Origin of the sequence: Streptomonospora wellingtoniae (assembly GCF_031845375.1) — a bacterium.
Classification (GTDB): Bacteria; Actinomycetota; Actinomycetes; order Streptosporangiales; family Streptosporangiaceae; genus Streptomonospora; species Streptomonospora wellingtoniae.
Genome location: NZ_JAVREK010000025.1, coordinates 1 through 18,141, shown reverse-complemented (window position 1 = coordinate 18,141; position 18,141 = coordinate 1). Strand labels below are relative to the sequence as shown.

The following is an 18,141-nucleotide window of genomic DNA, read 5'->3' as shown; positions in this document are numbered from 1 at the left end:
GTTCGCGACCCGGCCGGACGCCGATGAACAGGACCGCCGGAGAACAGCCCCTGTTCCCGTAAGCCTTCGAACACATACGGTATTAGGCCTGCCGCCCTACGGGAATGCCGTCTCGCAAGTATCTTCTCCACGAGCAGGGCGTTCCAGACCCGGGGTCATTGTGGCCTGTTTCACTCCCCTCACACAACGCCGCATTCACAGGCCAGGCGGAGGATGTGATGAATCATTCCCTTCGCCCCGATTCGTCCTCGCCCAGCGACGCGGCGCTCCCCGCTCCTCCTCCGACGCCGAAGTCGCCGAGGATCCGCTCGGCCGCCAGCGTCGGGGTGAGTTCGCCGGCGCGCACACCGGCTTCCAGGCGCGGACCGTCCTCGCGCACGCGCGGGTGCGCGAGAAGGCTGTCCATCAAGCGGTCGCGCACCTGCGCCCACATCCAGTCGACCTGCTGGCGGCCACGGCGCCGGTCGAGCTCTCCGGCCTCCTCCAGTGTCGCGCGGTGGTCGAGAACCGTCTGCCAGAAGCCGTCGAGCCCGTCGCCGGTCAGGCCACTGCAGGTCAGCACGGGAGGGCGCCAGGCCGGGTGCACCGGCTGGAGCATGTGCAACGCACGGGACAGTTCGCGTGCGGCCGTACGGGCTTCGGCCTCATGCGGGCCGTCCGCCTTGTTCACCGCCGCCAGGTCGACCAGCTCCAGCACGCCTTTCTTGATCCCCTGCAACCGGTCGCCGGTGCGTGCCAGGGTCAGAAAGCAGAAGCAGTCGACCATGCCGGCCACCGCGACCTCGGACTGACCCACTCCCACGGTCTCGACGAGCACGACGTCGAAGCCCGCGGCCTCCATCAGCACCATGGTCTCCCGGGTGGCGCGGGCGACCCCGCCCAGCGTGCCCGCCGTCGGCGACGGACGCACGAACGCCTGCGGGTCGACCGAGAGCCGGGCCATGCGGGTCTTATCGCCGAGGATGCTGCCGCCGGAGCGGGTGGACGAGGGGTCCACCGCCAGCACCGCGACACGGTGCCCCTGTCCGGTAAGGCGCGTGCCCAAGGTGTCGATGAACGTGGACTTGCCCACGCCGGGTACCCCGGAGATGCCGACCCGGTGTGCCTTGCCTGCGTGCGGCAGCAGCCGCACCAGGAGCCGCTGTGCGAGCTCGGCGTGGTCGGGCCGGCGCGACTCGACCAGCGTGATGGCGCGCGCGAGCGTCGGGCGGTGCCCGGCCAGGACCCCCTCGGCGTAAGCGTCGACATCGACGGTGCGGCTCATGCGGGCCCCTCGGCGGGCTCCCCCCGTACCCGGCTCACGACCGGTGGCCCAACTCGGCCTCCAGGGTCTCCAGCAGGCCCACCGCCGCCTCGGCGATGACCGTGCCCGGCGGGAAGATCGCCGCCGCCCCGGCCTCGTACAGGGCGCCGTGGTCGGCCGGGGGGATCACGCCGCCCACCACGACCTTGATGTCGGGACGGCCCAGGGATTCCAGCTCGGTCCGCAGCGCAGGCACCAGGGTGAGGTGGCCGGCGGCCAGCGAGGAGACGCCCACGATGTGCACATCGGCCTCGGCGGCCTGGGCGGCGACCTCGGCCGGTGTCTGGAACAGCGGCCCCACGTCCACGTCGAAGCCGAGGTCGGCGAACGCCGTCGCGATCACCTTCTGCCCGCGGTCGTGGCCGTCCTGTCCCATCTTTGCGACCAGGATGCGCGGTCGGCGGCCCTCGTTCTCCTCGAACGCGCGCACGCGCCCGGCCACCTCGGCCATCGCGGTCTCGGCGTCGGCGGACGAGCCGGCTTCCTCGCGGTACACACCCTGGATGGTACGGACCTGCCCGGCGTGGCGGCCGAAGACCCGCTCCATCGCCGCGGATATCTCGCCGACGGTGGCCTTGGCGCGGGCGGCGTCGACCGCGGCGGCGAGCAGGTTGTTCTCCAGGGTCGCGCCGCCGGACTCGGCGGCGGCAGCGGCGCCGAGTCGGTCCAGCGCGGCGGTCACCTCGGCGTCGTCGCGCTCGGCGCGGAGGCGCTCCAGCTTCTCCAGCTGCTCGGCGCGCACCCGGGAGTTGTCGACGCGCAGCACGTCGATCTCGTCGTGGGTGTCGGGCCGGTACTTGTTGACGCCGACCACCGGCTGGCGGCCGGAGTCGATGCGCGCCTGGGTGCGGGCAGCGGCCTCTTCGATGCGCATCTTGGGGATACCGGCGTCGATGGCGGCGGCCATGCCCCCGGCCCGTTCGATCTCGTCGATGTGGGCCATGGCGCGTTCGGCCAGCTGGGCGGTGAGGCGCTCGACGTAGTGGCTGCCGCCCCAGGGGTCGATGACCCGGGTGGTGCCCGACTCCTGCTGCAGCACCAGTTGAGTGTTGCGGGCGATGCGCGCCGAGAAGTCGGAGGGCAGCGCCAGTGCCTCGTCCAGCGCGTTGGTGTGCAGCGACTGGGTGTGGCCCTGGGTCGCGGCCATCGCCTCGACGCAGGTGCGCACCACGTTGTTGAACACGTCCTGGGCGGTCAGCGACCACCCGGAGGTCTGGGAGTGCGTGCGCAGCGACAGCGACTTCGGGTCGTCCGGGCCGAAGGAGCCCACCAGCCGCGCCCACATCCGGCGGGCGGCCCGCAGCTTCGCGACCTCCATGAAGAAGTTCATGCCGATCGCCCAGAAGAACGACAGGCGCGGCGCGAACGAGTCGACGTCCAGGCCCGCCCGCCGGCCGGCGCGGATGTACTCGATGCCGTCCGCCAGCGTGTAGGCGAGCTCCAGGTCGGCCGTGGCCCCGGCCTCCTGCATGTGGTAGCCGGAGATCGAGATGGAGTTGAACCGCGGCATGCGCTGCGACGTGTAGGCGAAGATGTCGGAGATGATCCGCATCGACGGCTGCGGCGGATAGATGTAGGTGTTGCGGACCATGAACTCCTTGAGGATGTCGTTCTGGATGGTGCCCGCCAGCCGGTCGGGCGCCACCCCCTGCTCCTCGGCGGCCACGATGTAGAGCGCCATCACCGGCAGCACCGCGCCGTTCATGGTCATCGACACGCTCATGCGGTCCAGCGGGATCCCGTCGAAGAGCTGGCGCATGTCGTAGACGGAGTCGATCGCCACGCCCGCCATGCCGACGTCGCCGGTCACCCGCGGGTGGTCGGAGTCGTAGCCGCGGTGGGTGGCGAGGTCGAACGCCACCGAGAGCCCCTTCTGCCCCGCGGCGAGGTTGCGCCGGTAGAAGGCGTTGGACTCCTGGGCGGTGGAGAAGCCCGCGTACTGGCGTACGGTCCAGGGCTGGTTGACGTACATGGTCGGGTAGGGCCCGCGCAGGAACGGCGGCACGCCCGGGTACTCTCCCGCCAGGCCCAGGCCTTCGCGGTCGGCCGCGGTGTAGAGCGGCTTGACTCCGATGCCCTCGGGGGTGTCCCAGGTCAGCGAGTCCGGGCTCTTGCCGGTGGCCTCCTCGAACGCGCGCGCCCACTCGCCGGCGTCCCCGCAGCCGGCATCCGCGGTCCGCTCGGCCGCGGCGCCGGGACCGATGCGGCTGAAGTCGGGAATCATCGGGCCACCCCCAGAGCGTCGTGCAGGTCTGCCAGCAGGCCGAGCGCATCGCATCCGGCGAAGCAGAAGCCGTCGACGGCGGCGCCCTCAGGCGCGGCCGAGTCGGGCCCCGCCAGCAGGACCCGGTCGGCGCCCGCCTCCTTCAGCGCGGTGGCGGCCGCCACCGCGTGCTCGGCGTAGAGCCGGTCGGTGCCGCACAGGCAGGCGATACGCGCTCCGCTCTCGCGGAACGCTGCGGCGGCCTCGTCGGCCCCGCCGGTCGAAGTGCCGCCCGCGGGCTCGATCCCGCCCGCCCGCAGCAGGTTGCCGGTGAATGCGGCCCGCGCGGTGTGCTCGGCGACCGGCCCCAGCGTGGCGAGGAACACGCGGGGCCGCGCGCCGGTGGCGGCCAGATGGGCGTCGGAGCGGTCGCGCAGGTCCTCGAACTCCTCGGCGTAGCGCCGCGCGGGAAGCGCGTTCGCTCCCGGCCGCCCGTGCCCGGCGGCCCGGGGCAGCGGATCGCGCGCAACGGCGGGTTCGTCGAGGTCGGGGAACTCGCTGACGCCGGTGATCGGATCGCGCCGGTGGGCGATGGCGTCGCGGCGCCGCCGCCACACCCCGCCCACGCGCTCGGCGACCAGACCGGTGGACAGCGCCTCAACCATGCCGCCGGCGGCCTCCAGTTCCTGGAAGAACACCCAGCCCGCGCCGAAGAGGTCGCCGGTCAGGCGCTCGACGTAGAACGAGCCGCCCGCGGGGTCGACGACACGGGCCAGGTGGGACTCTTCGGCCAGCAGCGTCTGGGTGTTGCGGGCGATCCGCTGGGCGAAGCCGTCGGGCAGGCCCAGAGCGGAGTCGAACGGAAGCACGGTCACCGCGTCGGCGCCGGCCGCCCCCGCGGCGAAGCACGCCAGCGTGGAGCGGACCATGTTGACGTGGGGGTCGCGGCGGGTGGCCATGGCGGCCGAGGCCGCGGCGTGCTGGTACATGGCGGGGCGCTCGGCGGCGTCCAGGCCGCAGGCCTCCAGAACCCGGTCCCACATCGCGCGCGCAGCCCGCAGCTTGGCGATGGTGCCGAACTGGTCGGCGCTCGCGGCGAACCGGAACTCCAGCCGCCGCGCGGCTTCGGCGAGCTCCAGCCCGGCGCCGGTGAGCGCCCGCAGGTAGGCCACGCCGGCGGCCATGGCGGCGCCCAGCTCCTGGGCCTGCGAACCGCCTGCCTCGTGGTAGGGCGTGGCGTCGGCTGTGGCCAGCCGCAGCCGGGGGTGGCGCGCGGCGAGCCCTGCGGCGGTGCGCGCGGCGGAGTCGAGGTCTGCGGGCGCGCCGGTACGGGCCGCGTGGCTCAGCGGGTCGATGCCCGCCCCGCCGGCGAGGGAGCTCTCCGGCAGCCCGCGGTCGGTCCAGGCGCGCACAAGCCCTTCGGCCGCGGCCTCGTAGTCGGCTCCGGCGTCCAGCGTGACGGGGCAGAGGTCGAGGTGCACGTCGGCCAGGACCTCGCCGATCGCGTCGACGGGGATGCCGCCCTCGCCGCACACCAGCCACAGCGCTCCCACGCCGTTCTCCAGATCGGCCAGGACCGCCCGGCGGGTCCGGTCGGGGCGGGGGTCGCGGTGCTGCTGGCGGACCTGCCAGGCTTCGGTGACGCCGCCGTGCGGGCGGGAGCCGCGGGTGAAGGGCGCGAGCCCCGGGTAGCCGGAGGCGGGGTCGTCGCCGTCCGTGTACAGCGGGCGGACGGTGATCCCGTCGTAGGTGGCGGTGGCCAGTGCCGCCTCCGGCTCCGCGGGGTCGGGGACGGCTGCGGGGTCGGCCTTCAGCAGCACCTTCTCGACCAGCTCGCGCCACTGCTGGCGGGTGGCCTCAGGGAAGTCTGTCGGCGCCAGGCCCGCGGCGCCCTCCCCGTGCGCGGTCCGGCGACCGCTCTCCGGCGTTTCCATACTCCGGATGTTAGGCAACCGGGCTCCGGCCCGGCCAGAGCGGGGCGGGGCTGTGGAAAAGCCGGACCGCAGCGCGGGGCGCGCACCGCCCCCGGCCCCACGGCGGGACCGCCGCAGCGGCCGCGCCCTCGCCGCTGCCGGGGCGCTATCCGGTCGGGCCCGTGTCCTCGGCGCCGGGCCCCTCCGGGGGTGGGAAGACGAAGCGCTGGCGGTCGCTGACGACGATGCTGTACCCCTCTCGCGTGACCGCCTCCACGTAGGCCCCGAGCCCTTCGGCCACGACGTCCTTGTCCATCGCGTCCAGCACGACCTGGACGCCCGAGCCGTCGCCCCCGCCCGCGTCGCCGTAGACGTAGCCGCCCATGGCCAGGGCGGGCGAGATGGACTGCTCGAACTCGTCCTCGAACCGCCACCGGATCTCGCCTGCGGCCAGGTCGACGGCGATCAGCGGGGTCTCGCCGGTGGCCTGCGGCAGCAGTACCGTGCCCGTCCGCGGCTCGTACAGTGCCCCCGGCAGGGGAGGCGGTGCGAACTCGTCGCTCGACGGGTTCGCACCCGGTTCGGAGAGGCTCCACAGCAGCTCGCCGGTGTGCAGGTCGTGCAGCGACAGCACGGACGGCTCCTCGGGCACCGTCCAGCGCACGAGGACGGCGGTGCGCATGGGCGCCTCGCCGGTTTCGTCCTCCGGAGCCGCGCCTCCGGTCTCCGCGCCGCCGTCCGCCGGCGCGGACCCCGAGGGGGAGGGGGAGCCGTCGCCCTCCGGCGGAGACGGCGCGTCGGGCGATCCCTCGTCCGGAGGCTCCTCGGTACCGCCCTCGCCGCCCTGCTCGGCCGGGATCTCGTAGTCGCCGACGACCTGCGGGCGGGGGCGCTGGACGTCGGTGCCTCCGGCGAGCTCCGGGTCGTCGCCGGCGATGCTCCACAGCAGGCCGCCCGCATCGTCGTCGGTAATCCCGCGCGCCTGGAGCAGTCCGGCGCCGTCGTCGAGCAGGAGCACGCCGTCGCGGGAGGCGACCGGAACCCCGTTGCGGTCGGGGTCGGGGGCGGCGGACGTCTGGTCCTCGGCGCTGTCGTCGGCGTTCCCGGAGCCCGCTCCGTCGCCCCCGCCCTCGGGCGGGGCCGCGAAGGTGTACTCCCACAGCTCCCCCTCACCGGGGATGGAGACCGTGTAGTCGCCGTAGGGCTCGTCGGCGCTCCACCCGGCGGGCCGGCGCACTACGGAGCCGCCGACGAAGGTGTCGCGGCCGCCCGACCCCTGCCACAGGGTCTCGCCGTCGTCGCCGATGATCCGCGTGCCGCCGTCGCGCCCCTCCACGACCAGCACGGGAGACCCGTCGGAGTCGGAGCCGTACCGCTGGATGTGGCGCTCGCCCTGCCACAGGGTCTCGCCGTCCTCCGCGCCCAGCAGCACGTGGTGCTCCTCGCTGTTGGAGCTGATGAGAAACGCGTCGCCGACGGAGGAGATGCGCACGCCCATCTCGTCGTCGAGGACGGACGGCCCCTCGGCGCCGGGGCCGTGCAGGTGGCGCAGCGGTTCGCCGCCGACGCCGGGAGGTAGTTCGCCCTCGAAGGCCGTAGGCAGCGGCCGCGGCGAGTCGTCGGGCCGGTCCGGCTCGTCCTCGCCCGTGCAGGCGGTCCCCGCGACGAGTAGCGCGACACCGGCGGCCGCTGCCAGCGGCGCCCGTCGCCAGGTGCGCATGAGCGGTCACTCCCTACGACGACATCATGTACCGGAATCCTAGACCGCCGACGGCGGGCCGACACACCCGAATACCGCCCCCCGTACGGCCGGGGCGGGCGCCGGGCGACGGCGGTCACTCTTCCGGTGCGACTTCGACGGTGGTGCTGCCGTTCACCTCGTAGTCGGCCTGCCCGCCGGTGGCCTCGGCCAGCCACGCGCCGAACCCGGCGAGGGCGGGATCAGCCACCGCGACGTCGAATTCCGCACCCGCCCCGTAACGCACGTCCTGGACGCGGTAGCCGGAGTCGCGCAGCTCGCTCTCCAGCCTGCCCGCCAGCACGTAGTCGGCGCTGACGGTGACCACCCGCAGCGTGCGCCGCTCCAGCAGCCCGACCTCGTCGAGCGCCGCGGCCACCGCGCCGCCGTAGGCGCGGATCAGCCCGCCGGCGCCCAGTTTCACCCCGCCGAAGTAGCGAGTGACCACCGCGACGGCGTCGGTCACGGCGCGGTGGCGCAGCACCTCCAGCATGGGCACCCCCGCCGTACCCGAGGGTTCGCCGTCGTCGCTGGAGCGCTGAACGCCGCCGTCGGCGCCGAGCACGTAGGCCGTGCAGTTGTGCGCCGCGTTCCAGTGCGCCCGCCGGCGCTCGGCGATGAACGCGCGCGCCTCGTCCTCGTCCCCCGCCCGCGCCAGGGCGCAGATGAAGCGGGACCTCTTGATGTGCAGCTCGTGCTCGCCGCCGCCGCTGATCGTTTGCATGTCCGTGCCGATCGTAGAGGGGGCGCGCGCCGGTGCGGAGGCCGGTCGGACGGGCACCGCCTGCGAGCGGTGCCGGGCGCCCCGTCCTCCCTTCGGGGCGCCCGGCACCGGGCCGGGAGGTGCGCGGCCTCACCCGCCCAGCGAGAACACCCAGTACGCGACTCCGTACATCGTCGCCATGATCAGGACCAGGGCGCAGATGTTCAGCCAGACGCCTGCACGCACCATCTGGTCGATGCGGATGTAGCCGGAGCCGAACGCGATCGCGTTGGGCGGGGTGGCGACCGGGAGCATGAACGCCAGCGACGCGGCGAGCGCAGCGGGCACCACCAGCAGCAGGACGTCCAGGTTCATGCCCACCGCCACACCGGCCAGCACCGGCAGGAAGATGGTGGCCGTCGCGGTATTGCTGGTCAGCTCGGTCAGGAGCAGGACCAGGGCCGCCACGATCAGCACCACCAGCCACGCGGGCACGGCGCTGAGCAGACCCACCCGCTCACCGATCCAGTTGCTCAGGCCGGACTCCTCGAACTGCACCGACAGCGAGATGCCGCCGCCGAACAGCAGCAGGATGCCCCAGGGCAGCTGGAGCGCCGTCGGCCAGTCGAGCGCGGCGACGCCTTCGCGGGGCCTGACGGGGATGACGAAGAGGGCGACGGCCACCGCCATGGCGATGCCGGCATCGGAGATGTCGGCGATCCACGGCAGGGTGTCGGCGATCGCCGCGGTGTCGGCCAGCAGCGGGACACCGACCCAGGAAGCGGCTGCGAAGACGAAGACCGCCAGAACCGTCCACTCGCCACGCGACATCGGCCCCATCTCGTGGAGCTGTTCGCGGATGAGCTGCCGCCCGCCGGGCAGCGTGCGGATCTTCGGCGGGTAGATCACCCGGGTCAGCAGTAGCCACGCCACGACCAGGAACACGGCGGCCAGCGGCAGGCCGACCATCATCCACTCGCCGAAGCCGATGTCGATGCCGTGGTTCTCGGAGAGGTAACCGGCCATGAACGCGTTGGGCGGGGTGCCGATGAGGGTCGACACCGACCCGATCGAGGCCGAGTAGGCGATGCCCAGCATCAGCGACGTGGCGAAGTTCGCGTCGCCCTTGCCGTCGCCGAGCTGGTTGACCAGGCCCAGCACCGACAGTCCGATCGGCAGCATCATGACGGTCGTGGCCGTGTTGCTGACCCACATCGTGATGAAGCCGGTGGCCAGCATGAACCCGGCGATGAGCATGACGGGGCTGGTGCCCACCGCGGCGACCACCGTCAGCGCGATGCGGCGGTGCAGGTTCCACCGCTGCATCGCCATGGCCAGCATGAACCCGCCCATGAACAGGAAGATCACGTCGTTGGCGTAGGGCGCCGCCACCTCGGCGATGTCGGCGCCGAGCAGCACGGGGAACAGCACGAGCGGCAGCAGCGCCGTCGCGGGAAGGGGGATGGCCTCGGTCATCCACCACACCGCCATCAGCGTCGCGACGCCCGCTGTCACCTTGCCGGCGTGCTCCAGCGAATCGGGCAGGAGGAAGTACACGGCCAGTGCCAGGACGACCCCGGCCGCCAGACCGGTCCTCTTGCGCGGCAGACCGCTCTCGGCCTCGGCGGCGTCACCGGGGGAGGTGAGCGAGTCGCCGCCGACCGGCCCTCCGGCGGCGGCCGGTGTCGAGCCGGGTTCAGTCGGTTTCTCCATGATTTCCTCGGATCCGTCACACACGTGTCGTGTTTCACACGGTTTCTACCTTCGCCTCGGCTGGCGAACCCCGGTTCCGGTATCGAAGCGACAACGAAGCGCACACCGTGGCCGCTGGGGCCGGGGCGCCCTCGGCGACCGGGCGGCAGCCCGTAGCGCTGGAAACGACGCCCGGTGGACGGCCGCGGCCCACCGCCCGCCGGGGTCGCACAATGGGGGCATGACCGGATCCGGTATCGACGCCCTGGGTCTCGCCGAGCCGCTGCGCCGCAGGCTCTACGACTACGTCGCAGATCACGGGGGCGAGATCAGCCGCGCCCCGACACCCGCGCATCGCCGCGATTCCACGTGATGTCGCAGTCACTTTGGGTAGCGTCTCCCTGAAGGCGACCGCGCAACTACGGAGGGTTCAGACGTGTCGGTGACCCGAGCCATCTTCGGCCTGGCGGCCGCATCGCTGCTGACCACGGGATACGGAACACCGGAGGGCGACGCCGGGGGCGCCGCCGAGCCCTCGTTCTCCGCCGGCCGGACGGCCGAAGCCGGGGGCCCCGGCCTCGCCCGCTTCGGAGGTGAGTTCACCGCCTACTCGCCGCGGGCCGCGGCGGTCACCTACGACGGGCAGGCCGTGCCGACGGGCTCGACCGTGAGCGTCAGCGCCGTCCAGCACCCGGCCGGGACCGACTTCACGCTCGCGGTGAGCGGCCTGCAGCCCGAGGAGACCTACGGCGCCCATCTGCACACGCAGCCCTGCGGCAGGAAGCCCGCCGACGCGGGCCCGCACTATCAAGACGAGCCCGCGCCTCCGAAGAGCTCGCACGACCCGGAGTACGTCAACGACGACAACGAGGTCTGGCTGGACTTCACCACCGACAGCGACGGCGCCGCCACCACCGCCGCCGACGTCGAATGGCAGCCCCGCGAGGGCGAGGCCGACTCCATCGTGATCCACTCCGACCACACCCAGACGGCCCCGGGTGAGGCTGGGGCGGCGGGAACCCGTCTGGCCTGCGTGAACGCGCCGCTATAGCACAGCGGCCGCGGCGGCTCGCGGCCTCCGACGCGTGCGGGCGGCACTGTGCGGCGCCGCCCGTCCTCTCATCCCGAGACGAGTCGCCGCAGCGCCAGTCGCTCGGCGACGGTCCAGGCGGTCGTCGTCGCCAGGTACAGCCCGGCAGCGAGGGGCACGACGGCGGCCGCCGCCACCGTGGCGAACGGCAGGAACGACATCATCCGCGCCCCGGGCAGCGCCGGCGATCCCGATTCGGCCGCCGCGTCCATCGCCGGAAGGGTCAGCCACCGGCGCGAGGCCCACGCGGCCGCGGCGATGACGCCGAGCAGCACGGCGAAGACGGCCCACCCGGAGCCGGCGCCGCCGGCGATCACGTCTCCCAGCGCGGAGCCGAGCGGCACGCCGCCGAGGGTGTGGTCCAGCAACCCGTTCGCCCCGCCGCCGGCCGCAGGGCTCACGAACACCCCGTAGAGCACGGCGAAGACCGGCAGCTGAGCCATCGCGGGCAGGCACCCGGCCAGCGGCGACGCCCCCTCGTCCGCGTAGACCTTGCGCTGCTCGGTGACGAGCCGCTGCGGATCCTTTCGGTGGCGGCGCTGCAGTTCCCGCATGCGCGGCGCGAGCCGCGCGCGCGTCTTCTCGGCGCGGACCTGGGAGACGCTCAGGGGCAGCAGCGCCAACCGGACGAGCCCGGTCAGGGCGACGACGGCGAGGGCCGCTGCGGCCGGACCCGCGACGGGCGCGAGCACCCCGGTGAGCGCTGTGACGGCGGTATAGGCCACCCCGACGGCGGCGGCGATGGGCGGAAGCGTGTACATGGTGCAACCTCGGTTCTGTGTCGCGAAGGTCGACGGTGTCGCGGGCCGGAGAGCAGGGCCCCGCCGCTTCGCACCGCGCTCACCGAACCGCGACTCGCGGCGTAGAGCGCACGCACTCCGGACCGGCCGCGCCGGCGCAACGGGCGCGGCACGGGTGGGAAACGGCGCCGGGGCGGGACGGCACGAGCGCGCCAGGGGGCGGCGACTCGGCTCGGAGGCCGGGCCCTGCACGGCGCAGACCGGATGCGGTCCGCCGCCGTGTTCTCAGCGGCGATCGGCGATGGAGGCCGACGCGGTGCGGCGGCCCGGGAGCGGACTCCCCGACGTGCCGTGCTTCCGACGTGTCCGGTGCTCCCGACGCGTCCGCGGCCGACACGCGCGTGGCGCGCCCGCCGGCGCCGCAGCGTCCGCTGTCGGCTCACCCGGCCGAATCGGCGGAGCGGAACACGGCCCGGCGGTCGGCCGGTCGCGGAAACGGCCGCGAACCGGCCGCCGCGCGGCCCTGCCGGTGGGACCGTCTACGCCCGTCGCATGCGGCGCGCGGACCCGCCCTTCAGATGCGGCGAGAAACGGGAGCACCTGGAGCAGCGGAAGGGGGGACCGGCGGAAGACGAGGAGAAGCCGCCCGGCTCACAGGCGAGTCCCGTCGCGCAGTCGTCGGCGCGGACGATCAGCCGATCGCCGCGGCGCGTCCCGGAGCCCTCGGGAGCGGCTTGCCCGGGGTGTCAGGCGCGCGGACGGGAGGTTCGGGGGCCCGCTGCGCGCTGCGCAACAAGTGGTCGCAACGACTGTCGTAGGCCGTGTCCGACGCGGCATGAACACCTGCCCGGCAGACGGCCCGCACCAGCGCTGCGGCCAGAACGACGATCGCCAGCGCGGCGAACGCACCGAGCGCGGGACCGGCGAACGGGAGTTGCGGCCACGCGATGTCCGCGCCGAAGTGGAGCGCATGCCCGAGCGCATAGTCGGGGCGCATCGCCACTCCTTCCTCCGCCGCTGGACCGGGTGAGGCGGGCGGGCTTCCGCCCGCTGTGCCCGCCTTCGTCCCCGCAGCTTATACGGAGCACCGAGCACATCCGGTGGTGTGTCGGCCGAATACGGCGACACACCGCACGGAATCCACGATCGTCACTTTCCGTTTTGATTAATTACTCCTAGTGAGCATCGTCGAGTGAGCATTGTTCGTCTCACCTCAGGGACCCCGAGGAAGCGAGAGCCCCGCCGTGCCGATCCGCCCTGCCAACCTCGCCACCATGTCCGCCACCATCGCCGGGGCCCGTTCCGGAATGCGCTCCGAGAGCGACGAAACCGTCAAGCCCGTGACCGTGACCTTCGAGTCGGGGCACCGCCAAGTGGTCGACTCCGGCGGTTGCCGGGCCCTCGATTCCGAGCAGGGCGGAGTCATCGCCATCGAGACCGACGACGACGCCCGCTACGCCCTCTTCGCCGGAACCTCCTGCCAGGGAGGCCGCGCCATCACCTCGGGCCGCGGATCGACGACCTTCAGCCAGCCGGTCCTCGCAGGCGCCATCGTTCTCGGGTAAAGGGCCGACCGAGGCCGGCGGACCCCGTTGATCTTGTAGCTATCGTCACTGGAAATCGTTTTCCTTCACGATGGCTACAAGATCAACGGGGTCCGGCGCCGCGGACTGGCGACGCACCGCCCCTGCACCGGCACGGAGCCGGATTCCGACGAATTCATCGAATGACCTGGAAACACGCGGAGCGACACGCGTGGCCGATACGCTTGCCACCTGGAGAACCGGGAGGTCGCGCATGGCCGTCGTTGCCCTCCACTACCGCTTTGACGGACCGCGGCACGGCCCCGTCGTGCTGCTGCTCGCCCCGCCGGGAGCGAAGTGGACGGTATGGGAGCCCCAGATGCCGGAACTGACGCGCGAACTGCGTGTTCTTCGCGTCAACCACCGCGGCCACGGCCGTTCGCCCGCTCCCGACGGCGACTACTCGATGGACGACCTCGGCGCGGATCTGATCGCCTTGCTCGACGAGTTCGGCCTGGAACGGCTGTCGGTCGTGGGAGCGGGGGTCGGCGGCATGCTCGCGACCTGGTTGGCCGCCGCCCGCCCGTGGACCGTCGCCCGGCTGGGCTACGTGGCGGGTACCGCCGCCGTGCCGCCCGGCGGGCCGTGGAGGGCGATGGCGGACCGCGCCCGCGCCGCCGGGATGACCGCCGTGGTCGACGAGGCGACCCGGTGCTGGTTCACCCCCGGCTTCGCCGAATACCGCCCCGACGTGGTCAAACGACTGGCCGAGGAGTTCACCGGGGTGGCGGCGGCGGGCTTCGCGGGATGGTGTGCCGCGATCGCCGGGCTCGATCAGCGCCGACTACTGGCGCGGGTGCGCGCGCCCGCGCTGGTCGTCGCCTCGGCGCACGACCCCCTGCTGCCGCCGGGCCGCGGCCGCGGGCTGGCGCGCGGGCTTCCGGGCGCCCGTTTGGAGTCGGTCTCGGGCGCGGCCCACCTCGCCGGGATCGAGCGCGCCGACCGGGTCAACGAACTGCTCACCGAGCACCTCGTGTACTGACACCGGCTGCCGCACTGCCGCCCCGCCGTTACCACCGTGCCGGGACATCACGTCTAGAATGGAGATGCGAGAGGACGGCCGTGGCGGTGGGACCCGCCACAACCCCCGGCGTGCGGGCGCCGGGCAACCGCGGCGCAGCCGCCGATGGTCCCTACCAGGTGAAACACGCGCTGGTAGGAGTGGACTGTGCCCGAACGCCCCGAACCCTCCGACTCGTCGGCCTCCTCGGCCTCGCCCGAGGGCCGCGAACCGGACACCGGACCCGGCGGCCCCGCGGACGCCGCCGACGGCGCCGACGGCGCCGACGCATCCTTCCGCACCGCCTCGACAGCCGAGCCGGCGCACCGCGAGATCGTCGACCCCGACGTCGACCTGCACATCTTCGGCCAGCGGCGCGAGTTTCGCGACGCCCCCTGGTCGGTACTCGCCGCCGTCGCGCTCGGCGGCGCCTTCGGCGGAGCCGCCCGCAGCGCACTCGGCCTGGCGCTGCCGCACGCCGCCGGCGGCGTCCCCTGGGCCACCCTCACCGCAAACGTGTCCGGGTGCCTGCTGATCGGCGTGCTGATGACGGCGGTCGCGCACCTCTCCGCCGACACGGGCCCGTCGCGGCTGCTGCGCCCCTTCGCCGGGGTCGGCCTCATCGGCGGCTACACCACGTTCTCCGCCCACGTCGGCGACGTGCGGGACCTGCTGGAGAGCGGTGCGCCCGCCGCCGCGCTGGGCTACATCGCCGCGACGCTGCTGGGCGGCCTCGCCGCCGTATGGGCCGGTGTCGCGCTGACCGAGCGCCTGCTGGACCACCGCCAGGCGCATGGGCGGGCGTCCGCGCCGAGCGGCGGACGCGGCGGCAGCCGGGGGAACGCGGAGGTGGCGTCGTGACGATCCTGCTCGCCGCGCTGGGGGCCGGGATCGGCGCCCCGCTGCGCTACCTCACCGACCGGTTCGTCCAGCAGCGCCACGACTCCGCCTTCCCGTGGGGCACGCACGCCGCCAATGCGACGGCGTGCCTGCTGCTGGGGCTGGCCGGTGGGCTCGCGCTGCCCGACTGGGCGGCGGCACTGATGGGCACCGGCGTGCTGGGCGCCCTGTCGACCTACTCCACGTTCGGCTATGAGACCTTCGCGCTGCTGCGCGAGCGCGAACGGTTCCTGGCCTTCGCCAACGTCGCGGCGTCCCTCGCGGCGGGTCTAGGCGCGCTGCTGATCGGCCTGGCCGTCGCCGCGTCGCTCACCGGCGGGGGCTGAGCCGGCGCCCGGCCAAGGCCGGACGCGAGCCCGAGCGGCCACACCCGCCCGACACCCGCCGCAACCCGCCGGGGCCCGCCGCGGTGGTTCACAGGATGTCCGGACCCGCCCAGGCGTAGGAACCGCGCGCACGGACGTCGGCGAGCTCGTCCTCGGTGAGCACACGGGGCTCGCCCAGGCTGCGCGCACGGATGTAGACCCCGCACAGCCACTCCAGCAGCCGCGCGTGCTCGAACGCCTCGACGGGGTCGGCGCCCACGGCCAGTCCGCCGTGGTTGGCCAGGAGCGCGGCGCGCTTGCTCTTGAGCGCCTTGACCAAATGGTCGGCCAACTCGCCGGTGCCGTAGGTGGCGTACTCGGTGACCGGGATCGCGCCGCCCAGGCGCGCGGCGCTGTGGTGGACGGGCGGAAGCTCGGCCAGCGCGGCGGCGACGACCGCCGCGTGGTCGCCGTAGGCCTGCACGACCGCGCCCGCGTCGCCGCTGCGGTAGGCGGCGGCGTGCAGGGTGGTCTCGGCTGCGGGCTCGCGACGGCCCTCCAGCACACCGGCGTCGATCGACAGCACCGGGCAGTCCGCGGGCTCGACCTTCTCGAGGGGCACTCCCGCGGGCGTGACCGCGACGAGTGAGCCGCTGCGCACGCTGACGCTGCCGCCCTCGTGCCGGGCGAGCCCGCACTCGGCGAGCCGACGGGCGGTCAGGCACACGTCTCGGCGTTCTTGCTCCAGCAGCATTGGTCCTCGGTCTCGCGCGTGAGGGCAGGATCGGGGGCGACGACATCCGACACACTGTTAGGCATGCCTAATCTACGTTAACCCGAGACCGGGTGGTCTTGTCCAGACCACCGGGGCGAGGAGCGCCCGACCGCCGGACCGCTGCCCGCTCCGGCGGGGGACGCGCGGCTTCGCACGCTCGCCGCCGAAGCGGGCGGCGGTGGCGCGGATCACGGAAATCGACACCGATTCGCTGTATTTGTCCAGCTCAGCTACGGTACTGCGGTTGAAGTTCGATTTGTGAAGACCTTGCAACGGCCGTTTCAGGCCACTCCACTTGGGGAGGAGGGTGCCGTGATCGGACCTGACCTTCGACTACCGGCCAAGCCCTACCTGGCCGAACCCGGATCAGCGAACGCGGAAAGCAATTACATCGACGGGGCGTGGCGTGCCGCCGACACGGGCGGAACCCGCAACGTGCTCGACCCCTACGACGCCTCGGTACTTACCGTCGTCAGCGAGAGCGGCGCCGCCGACGCCGAGACCGCCGTCGCCGCCGCCCGGACGGCGTTCGACCGCGGCGACTGGGCGCGCCGCCCCGCGGCCGAGCGCGGCATGATCCTCGGCCGGATCGCCGACCTGCTGCAGCGCGACCGCGACGAGATCGCGCTGATGGAGTCGCTGGACACCGGCAAGACCGTCGAGGAGGGCGGCATCGACGTCGACGACGTCACCGCCGTGTTCCGCTACTACGCAGGCCTCGCCGACAAGGACGCCGGACGCGTCGTGTCCGCCCCCGAGGGCGTCTCCAGCCGGGTCGTCTACGAGCCGGTAGGCGTGTGCGCGATGATCACGCCCTGGAACTACCCCCTGCTGCAGCTCTCGTGGAAGATGGCTCCCGCCATCGCCGCCGGCAACACCATGGTGGTCAAGCCCAGCGAGATCACCCCGGTCACCACCTGCAAGCTGGTCGAGCTGTGCACCGAGGCCGGGGTGCCCGCAGGAGTGGCCAACCTGGTGCTGGGCACCGGCGGCGAGGTCGGGGCCGCCCTGGTCGAGCACAGCGACGTCGACCTCGTCTCCTTCACCGGCGGGCTGGCCACCGGCAAGCGGATCATGGCCTCGGCCGCCGAGACGGTGAAGAAGATCGCCCTGGAGTTGGGCGGCAAGAACCCCAACATCGTCTTCCCCGACGTCGACCTGGACACCGCGGTGGACTACGCCATGATGGCGGCGTTCTTCCACTCCGGCCAGGTCTGCTCGGCGGGCGCGCGCCTCGTCGTGCACGAGGACGTCCACGACGCGTTCGTCGCCGAGCTGTGCCGCCGCGCCGAACGCGTCCGCCTAGGCTGCGGCCGGGACGAGGGCGTGCAGTGCGGGCCGCTCGTCTCAGCCGAGCACCGGGCCAAGGTCGAGGCCGCCGTCGCCCGCGGCGTCGAGGAAGGCGCCGAGTTGGCCGCCGGCGGCCGCCGACCGGACGAGCCCGAGCTGGCCGACGGCTTCTTCTACCGGCCCACCGTCTTCACCGGCTGCCGCGGCGACATGGACATCGTCCAGACCGAGGTCTTCGGCCCCGTCGTCACCGTCGAGACGTTCCGCACCGAGGACGAGGCCGTCGCGATCGGCAACGACACCGACTACGGCCTCTCCGGCGCGGTGTGGACCGACGACCCCGGCCGCGGCGAGCGCGTCGCCGCCGGGCTGCGCCACGGCACCGTGTGGATCAACGACTTCGGCCCGTATTTCCCCGGCGCCGAGTGGGGCGGCTTCAAGCGCTCCGGCGTCGGCCGCGAGCTCGGCCATGCGGGACTCGACGAGTACCGCGAGGCCAAGCACATCTACCGCAACCTCTCCCCCGAACCCCAGCGCTGGTTCGACTGACGCCGCGGGGGCGCCGCGCAACGGCGCCGCGCCCCCGCCCCGCCCTCCGAAGGGCCGCCCGAGCGCGCGCCGGAAGAACCGCCGAGCCCACCCGCCGGCACGCCCCCGCGCCCCGCTCGCCTCCCGGAACCGACCGACGCGAATCTCCGGCCGACCCGTGCCGCCAACGGGAGCGTGCCGCCTACCGGAAAGGAGCCGCCCAGGTGTCCGCAAGCGACAGCGAGGCCGTATACGACTATGTGATCGTGGGTGGCGGGACCGCGGGCTCGGTGATCGCCAACCGCCTCACCGAGGACCCCGGCACCAGCGTCTGCGTCATCGAGGCAGGCCCCTCCGACCGCGACCAGGAACGCGTCC

The 18,141-nt window shown here is 73.3% G+C and carries 17 protein-coding genes; 8 read left to right on the top strand and 9 right to left on the bottom strand.

What is annotated here, in order from left to right; genetic code table 11:
* Nucleotides 1-223: 223 nt before the first annotated feature.
* The 6 genes from meaB to RM446_RS20155 all read right to left on the bottom strand — a co-directional run bounded on the left by meaB (nucleotide 224) and on the right by RM446_RS20155 (nucleotide 9,573).
* Nucleotides 224-1,264 carry a methylmalonyl Co-A mutase-associated GTPase MeaB gene (gene meaB, locus RM446_RS20180; RefSeq protein ID WP_311546945.1) on the bottom strand — a complete coding sequence of 347 codons (1,041 nt, stop codon included), beginning with the start codon at nucleotides 1,262-1,264 and terminating at the stop codon, nucleotides 224-226.
* A gap of 34 nt (nucleotides 1,265-1,298) precedes the next feature.
* The gene (gene scpA, locus RM446_RS20175; RefSeq protein ID WP_311546944.1) at nucleotides 1,299-3,527 is read right to left on the bottom strand and encodes a methylmalonyl-CoA mutase; all 2,229 of its coding nucleotides are present in this window, start codon (nucleotides 3,525-3,527) and stop codon (nucleotides 1,299-1,301) included.
* Complete coding sequence (locus RM446_RS20170) at nucleotides 3,524-5,440, bottom strand: methylmalonyl-CoA mutase family protein (protein WP_311546943.1); 1,917 nt, start codon at nucleotides 5,438-5,440, stop codon at nucleotides 3,524-3,526. Before RM446_RS20170 ends, scpA begins: the two co-directional genes overlap by 4 nt.
* Nucleotides 5,441-5,585: 145 nt before the next feature.
* The gene (locus tag RM446_RS20165) at nucleotides 5,586-7,139 is read right to left on the bottom strand and encodes a hypothetical protein (RefSeq protein ID WP_311546942.1); all 1,554 of its coding nucleotides are present in this window, start codon (nucleotides 7,137-7,139) and stop codon (nucleotides 5,586-5,588) included.
* A 115-nt stretch (nucleotides 7,140-7,254) separates the two neighbouring features.
* Nucleotides 7,255-7,881 carry a YigZ family protein gene (locus RM446_RS20160; RefSeq protein WP_311546941.1) on the bottom strand — a complete coding sequence of 209 codons (627 nt, stop codon included), beginning with the start codon at nucleotides 7,879-7,881 and terminating at the stop codon, nucleotides 7,255-7,257.
* A gap of 129 nt (nucleotides 7,882-8,010) precedes the next feature.
* Nucleotides 8,011-9,573: an SLC13 family permease gene (locus RM446_RS20155; RefSeq protein WP_311546940.1), complete on the bottom strand. Its 1,563-nt coding sequence runs from the start codon at nucleotides 9,571-9,573 to the stop codon at nucleotides 8,011-8,013.
* Between the two features lie 220 nt (nucleotides 9,574-9,793).
* Here RM446_RS20155 and RM446_RS20150 point away from each other — a divergent pair, with 220 nt between their 5' ends.
* Nucleotides 9,794-9,925: a hypothetical protein gene (locus RM446_RS20150; RefSeq protein WP_311546939.1), complete on the top strand. Its 132-nt coding sequence runs from the start codon at nucleotides 9,794-9,796 to the stop codon at nucleotides 9,923-9,925.
* 63 nt (nucleotides 9,926-9,988) lie between these two features.
* Nucleotides 9,989-10,603, top strand: a complete 615-nt coding sequence (locus RM446_RS20145) for a superoxide dismutase family protein (RefSeq protein WP_311546938.1) — start codon at nucleotides 9,989-9,991, stop codon at nucleotides 10,601-10,603.
* Between the two features lie 68 nt (nucleotides 10,604-10,671).
* Here the strand turns inward: RM446_RS20145 and RM446_RS20140 are convergent, their stop codons facing one another.
* Entirely contained in the window at nucleotides 10,672-11,403 is a 732-nt protein-coding gene (locus RM446_RS20140; RefSeq protein ID WP_311546937.1) for a YidC/Oxa1 family membrane protein insertase, read from the bottom strand.
* 670 nt (nucleotides 11,404-12,073) lie between these two features.
* Nucleotides 12,074-12,379: a hypothetical protein gene (locus RM446_RS20135; RefSeq protein WP_311546936.1), complete on the bottom strand. Its 306-nt coding sequence runs from the start codon at nucleotides 12,377-12,379 to the stop codon at nucleotides 12,074-12,076.
* Between the two features lie 247 nt (nucleotides 12,380-12,626).
* Here RM446_RS20135 and RM446_RS20130 point away from each other — a divergent pair, with 247 nt between their 5' ends.
* The 4 genes from RM446_RS20130 (at nucleotide 12,627) to RM446_RS20115 (ending at nucleotide 15,191) form a co-directional block, all read left to right on the top strand.
* Nucleotides 12,627-12,947 (top strand): phosphatase, encoded by a 321-nt coding sequence (locus tag RM446_RS20130; protein ID WP_311546935.1) that lies wholly within the window; start codon nucleotides 12,627-12,629, stop codon nucleotides 12,945-12,947.
* 232 nt (nucleotides 12,948-13,179) lie between these two features.
* Complete coding sequence (locus tag RM446_RS20125) at nucleotides 13,180-13,947, top strand: alpha/beta fold hydrolase (protein WP_311546934.1); 768 nt, start codon at nucleotides 13,180-13,182, stop codon at nucleotides 13,945-13,947.
* Nucleotides 13,948-14,133: 186 nt separating this feature from the next.
* Nucleotides 14,134-14,826, top strand: a complete 693-nt coding sequence (locus RM446_RS20120) for a fluoride efflux transporter FluC (protein WP_311546933.1) — start codon at nucleotides 14,134-14,136, stop codon at nucleotides 14,824-14,826.
* Nucleotides 14,823-15,191 (top strand): fluoride efflux transporter FluC, encoded by a 369-nt coding sequence (locus tag RM446_RS20115; protein ID WP_311546932.1) that lies wholly within the window; start codon nucleotides 14,823-14,825, stop codon nucleotides 15,189-15,191. The genes RM446_RS20120 and RM446_RS20115 overlap by 4 nt, the downstream gene beginning before the upstream one ends.
* Before the next feature lie 88 nt (nucleotides 15,192-15,279).
* Here the strand turns inward: RM446_RS20115 and RM446_RS20110 are convergent, their stop codons facing one another.
* The gene (locus RM446_RS20110; RefSeq protein WP_311546931.1) at nucleotides 15,280-15,924 is read right to left on the bottom strand and encodes a class II aldolase/adducin family protein; all 645 of its coding nucleotides are present in this window, start codon (nucleotides 15,922-15,924) and stop codon (nucleotides 15,280-15,282) included.
* Between the two features lie 333 nt (nucleotides 15,925-16,257).
* Here RM446_RS20110 and RM446_RS20105 point away from each other — a divergent pair, with 333 nt between their 5' ends.
* Together RM446_RS20105 and RM446_RS20100 are read left to right on the top strand one after the other, a co-directional pair.
* Nucleotides 16,258-17,784 carry an aldehyde dehydrogenase family protein gene (locus RM446_RS20105; RefSeq protein ID WP_311546930.1) on the top strand — a complete coding sequence of 509 codons (1,527 nt, stop codon included), beginning with the start codon at nucleotides 16,258-16,260 and terminating at the stop codon, nucleotides 17,782-17,784.
* A gap of 203 nt (nucleotides 17,785-17,987) precedes the next feature.
* On the top strand, nucleotides 17,988-18,141 hold a 154-nt coding region (locus tag RM446_RS20100; RefSeq protein ID WP_311547031.1), incomplete at its 3' end, for a lycopene cyclase family protein.

What these genes read in the sequence shown, in the direction of transcription:
- RM446_RS20150 (WP_311546939.1), top strand. Translation starts at nt 9,794, where the DNA reads ATGACCGGATCCGGTATCGACGCCCTGGGTCTCGCCGAGCCGCTGCGC.
- RM446_RS20160 (WP_311546941.1), bottom strand. Translation starts at nt 7,881, where the DNA reads ATGCAAACGATCAGCGGCGGCGGCGAGCACGAGCTGCACATCAAGAGG.
- meaB (WP_311546945.1), bottom strand. Translation starts at nt 1,264, where the DNA reads ATGAGCCGCACCGTCGATGTCGACGCTTACGCCGAGGGGGTCCTGGCC.
- RM446_RS20140 (WP_311546937.1), bottom strand. Translation starts at nt 11,403, where the DNA reads ATGTACACGCTTCCGCCCATCGCCGCCGCCGTCGGGGTGGCCTATACC.
- scpA (WP_311546944.1), bottom strand. Translation starts at nt 3,527, where the DNA reads ATGATTCCCGACTTCAGCCGCATCGGTCCCGGCGCCGCGGCCGAGCGG.
- RM446_RS20170 (WP_311546943.1), bottom strand. Translation starts at nt 5,440, where the DNA reads ATGGAAACGCCGGAGAGCGGTCGCCGGACCGCGCACGGGGAGGGCGCC.
- RM446_RS20125 (WP_311546934.1), top strand. Translation starts at nt 13,180, where the DNA reads ATGGCCGTCGTTGCCCTCCACTACCGCTTTGACGGACCGCGGCACGGC.
- RM446_RS20165 (WP_311546942.1), bottom strand. Translation starts at nt 7,139, where the DNA reads ATGCGCACCTGGCGACGGGCGCCGCTGGCAGCGGCCGCCGGTGTCGCG.
- RM446_RS20110 (WP_311546931.1), bottom strand. Translation starts at nt 15,924, where the DNA reads ATGCTGCTGGAGCAAGAACGCCGAGACGTGTGCCTGACCGCCCGTCGG.
- RM446_RS20135 (WP_311546936.1), bottom strand. Translation starts at nt 12,379, where the DNA reads ATGCGCCCCGACTATGCGCTCGGGCATGCGCTCCACTTCGGCGCGGAC.
- RM446_RS20155 (WP_311546940.1), bottom strand. Translation starts at nt 9,573, where the DNA reads ATGGAGAAACCGACTGAACCCGGCTCGACACCGGCCGCCGCCGGAGGG.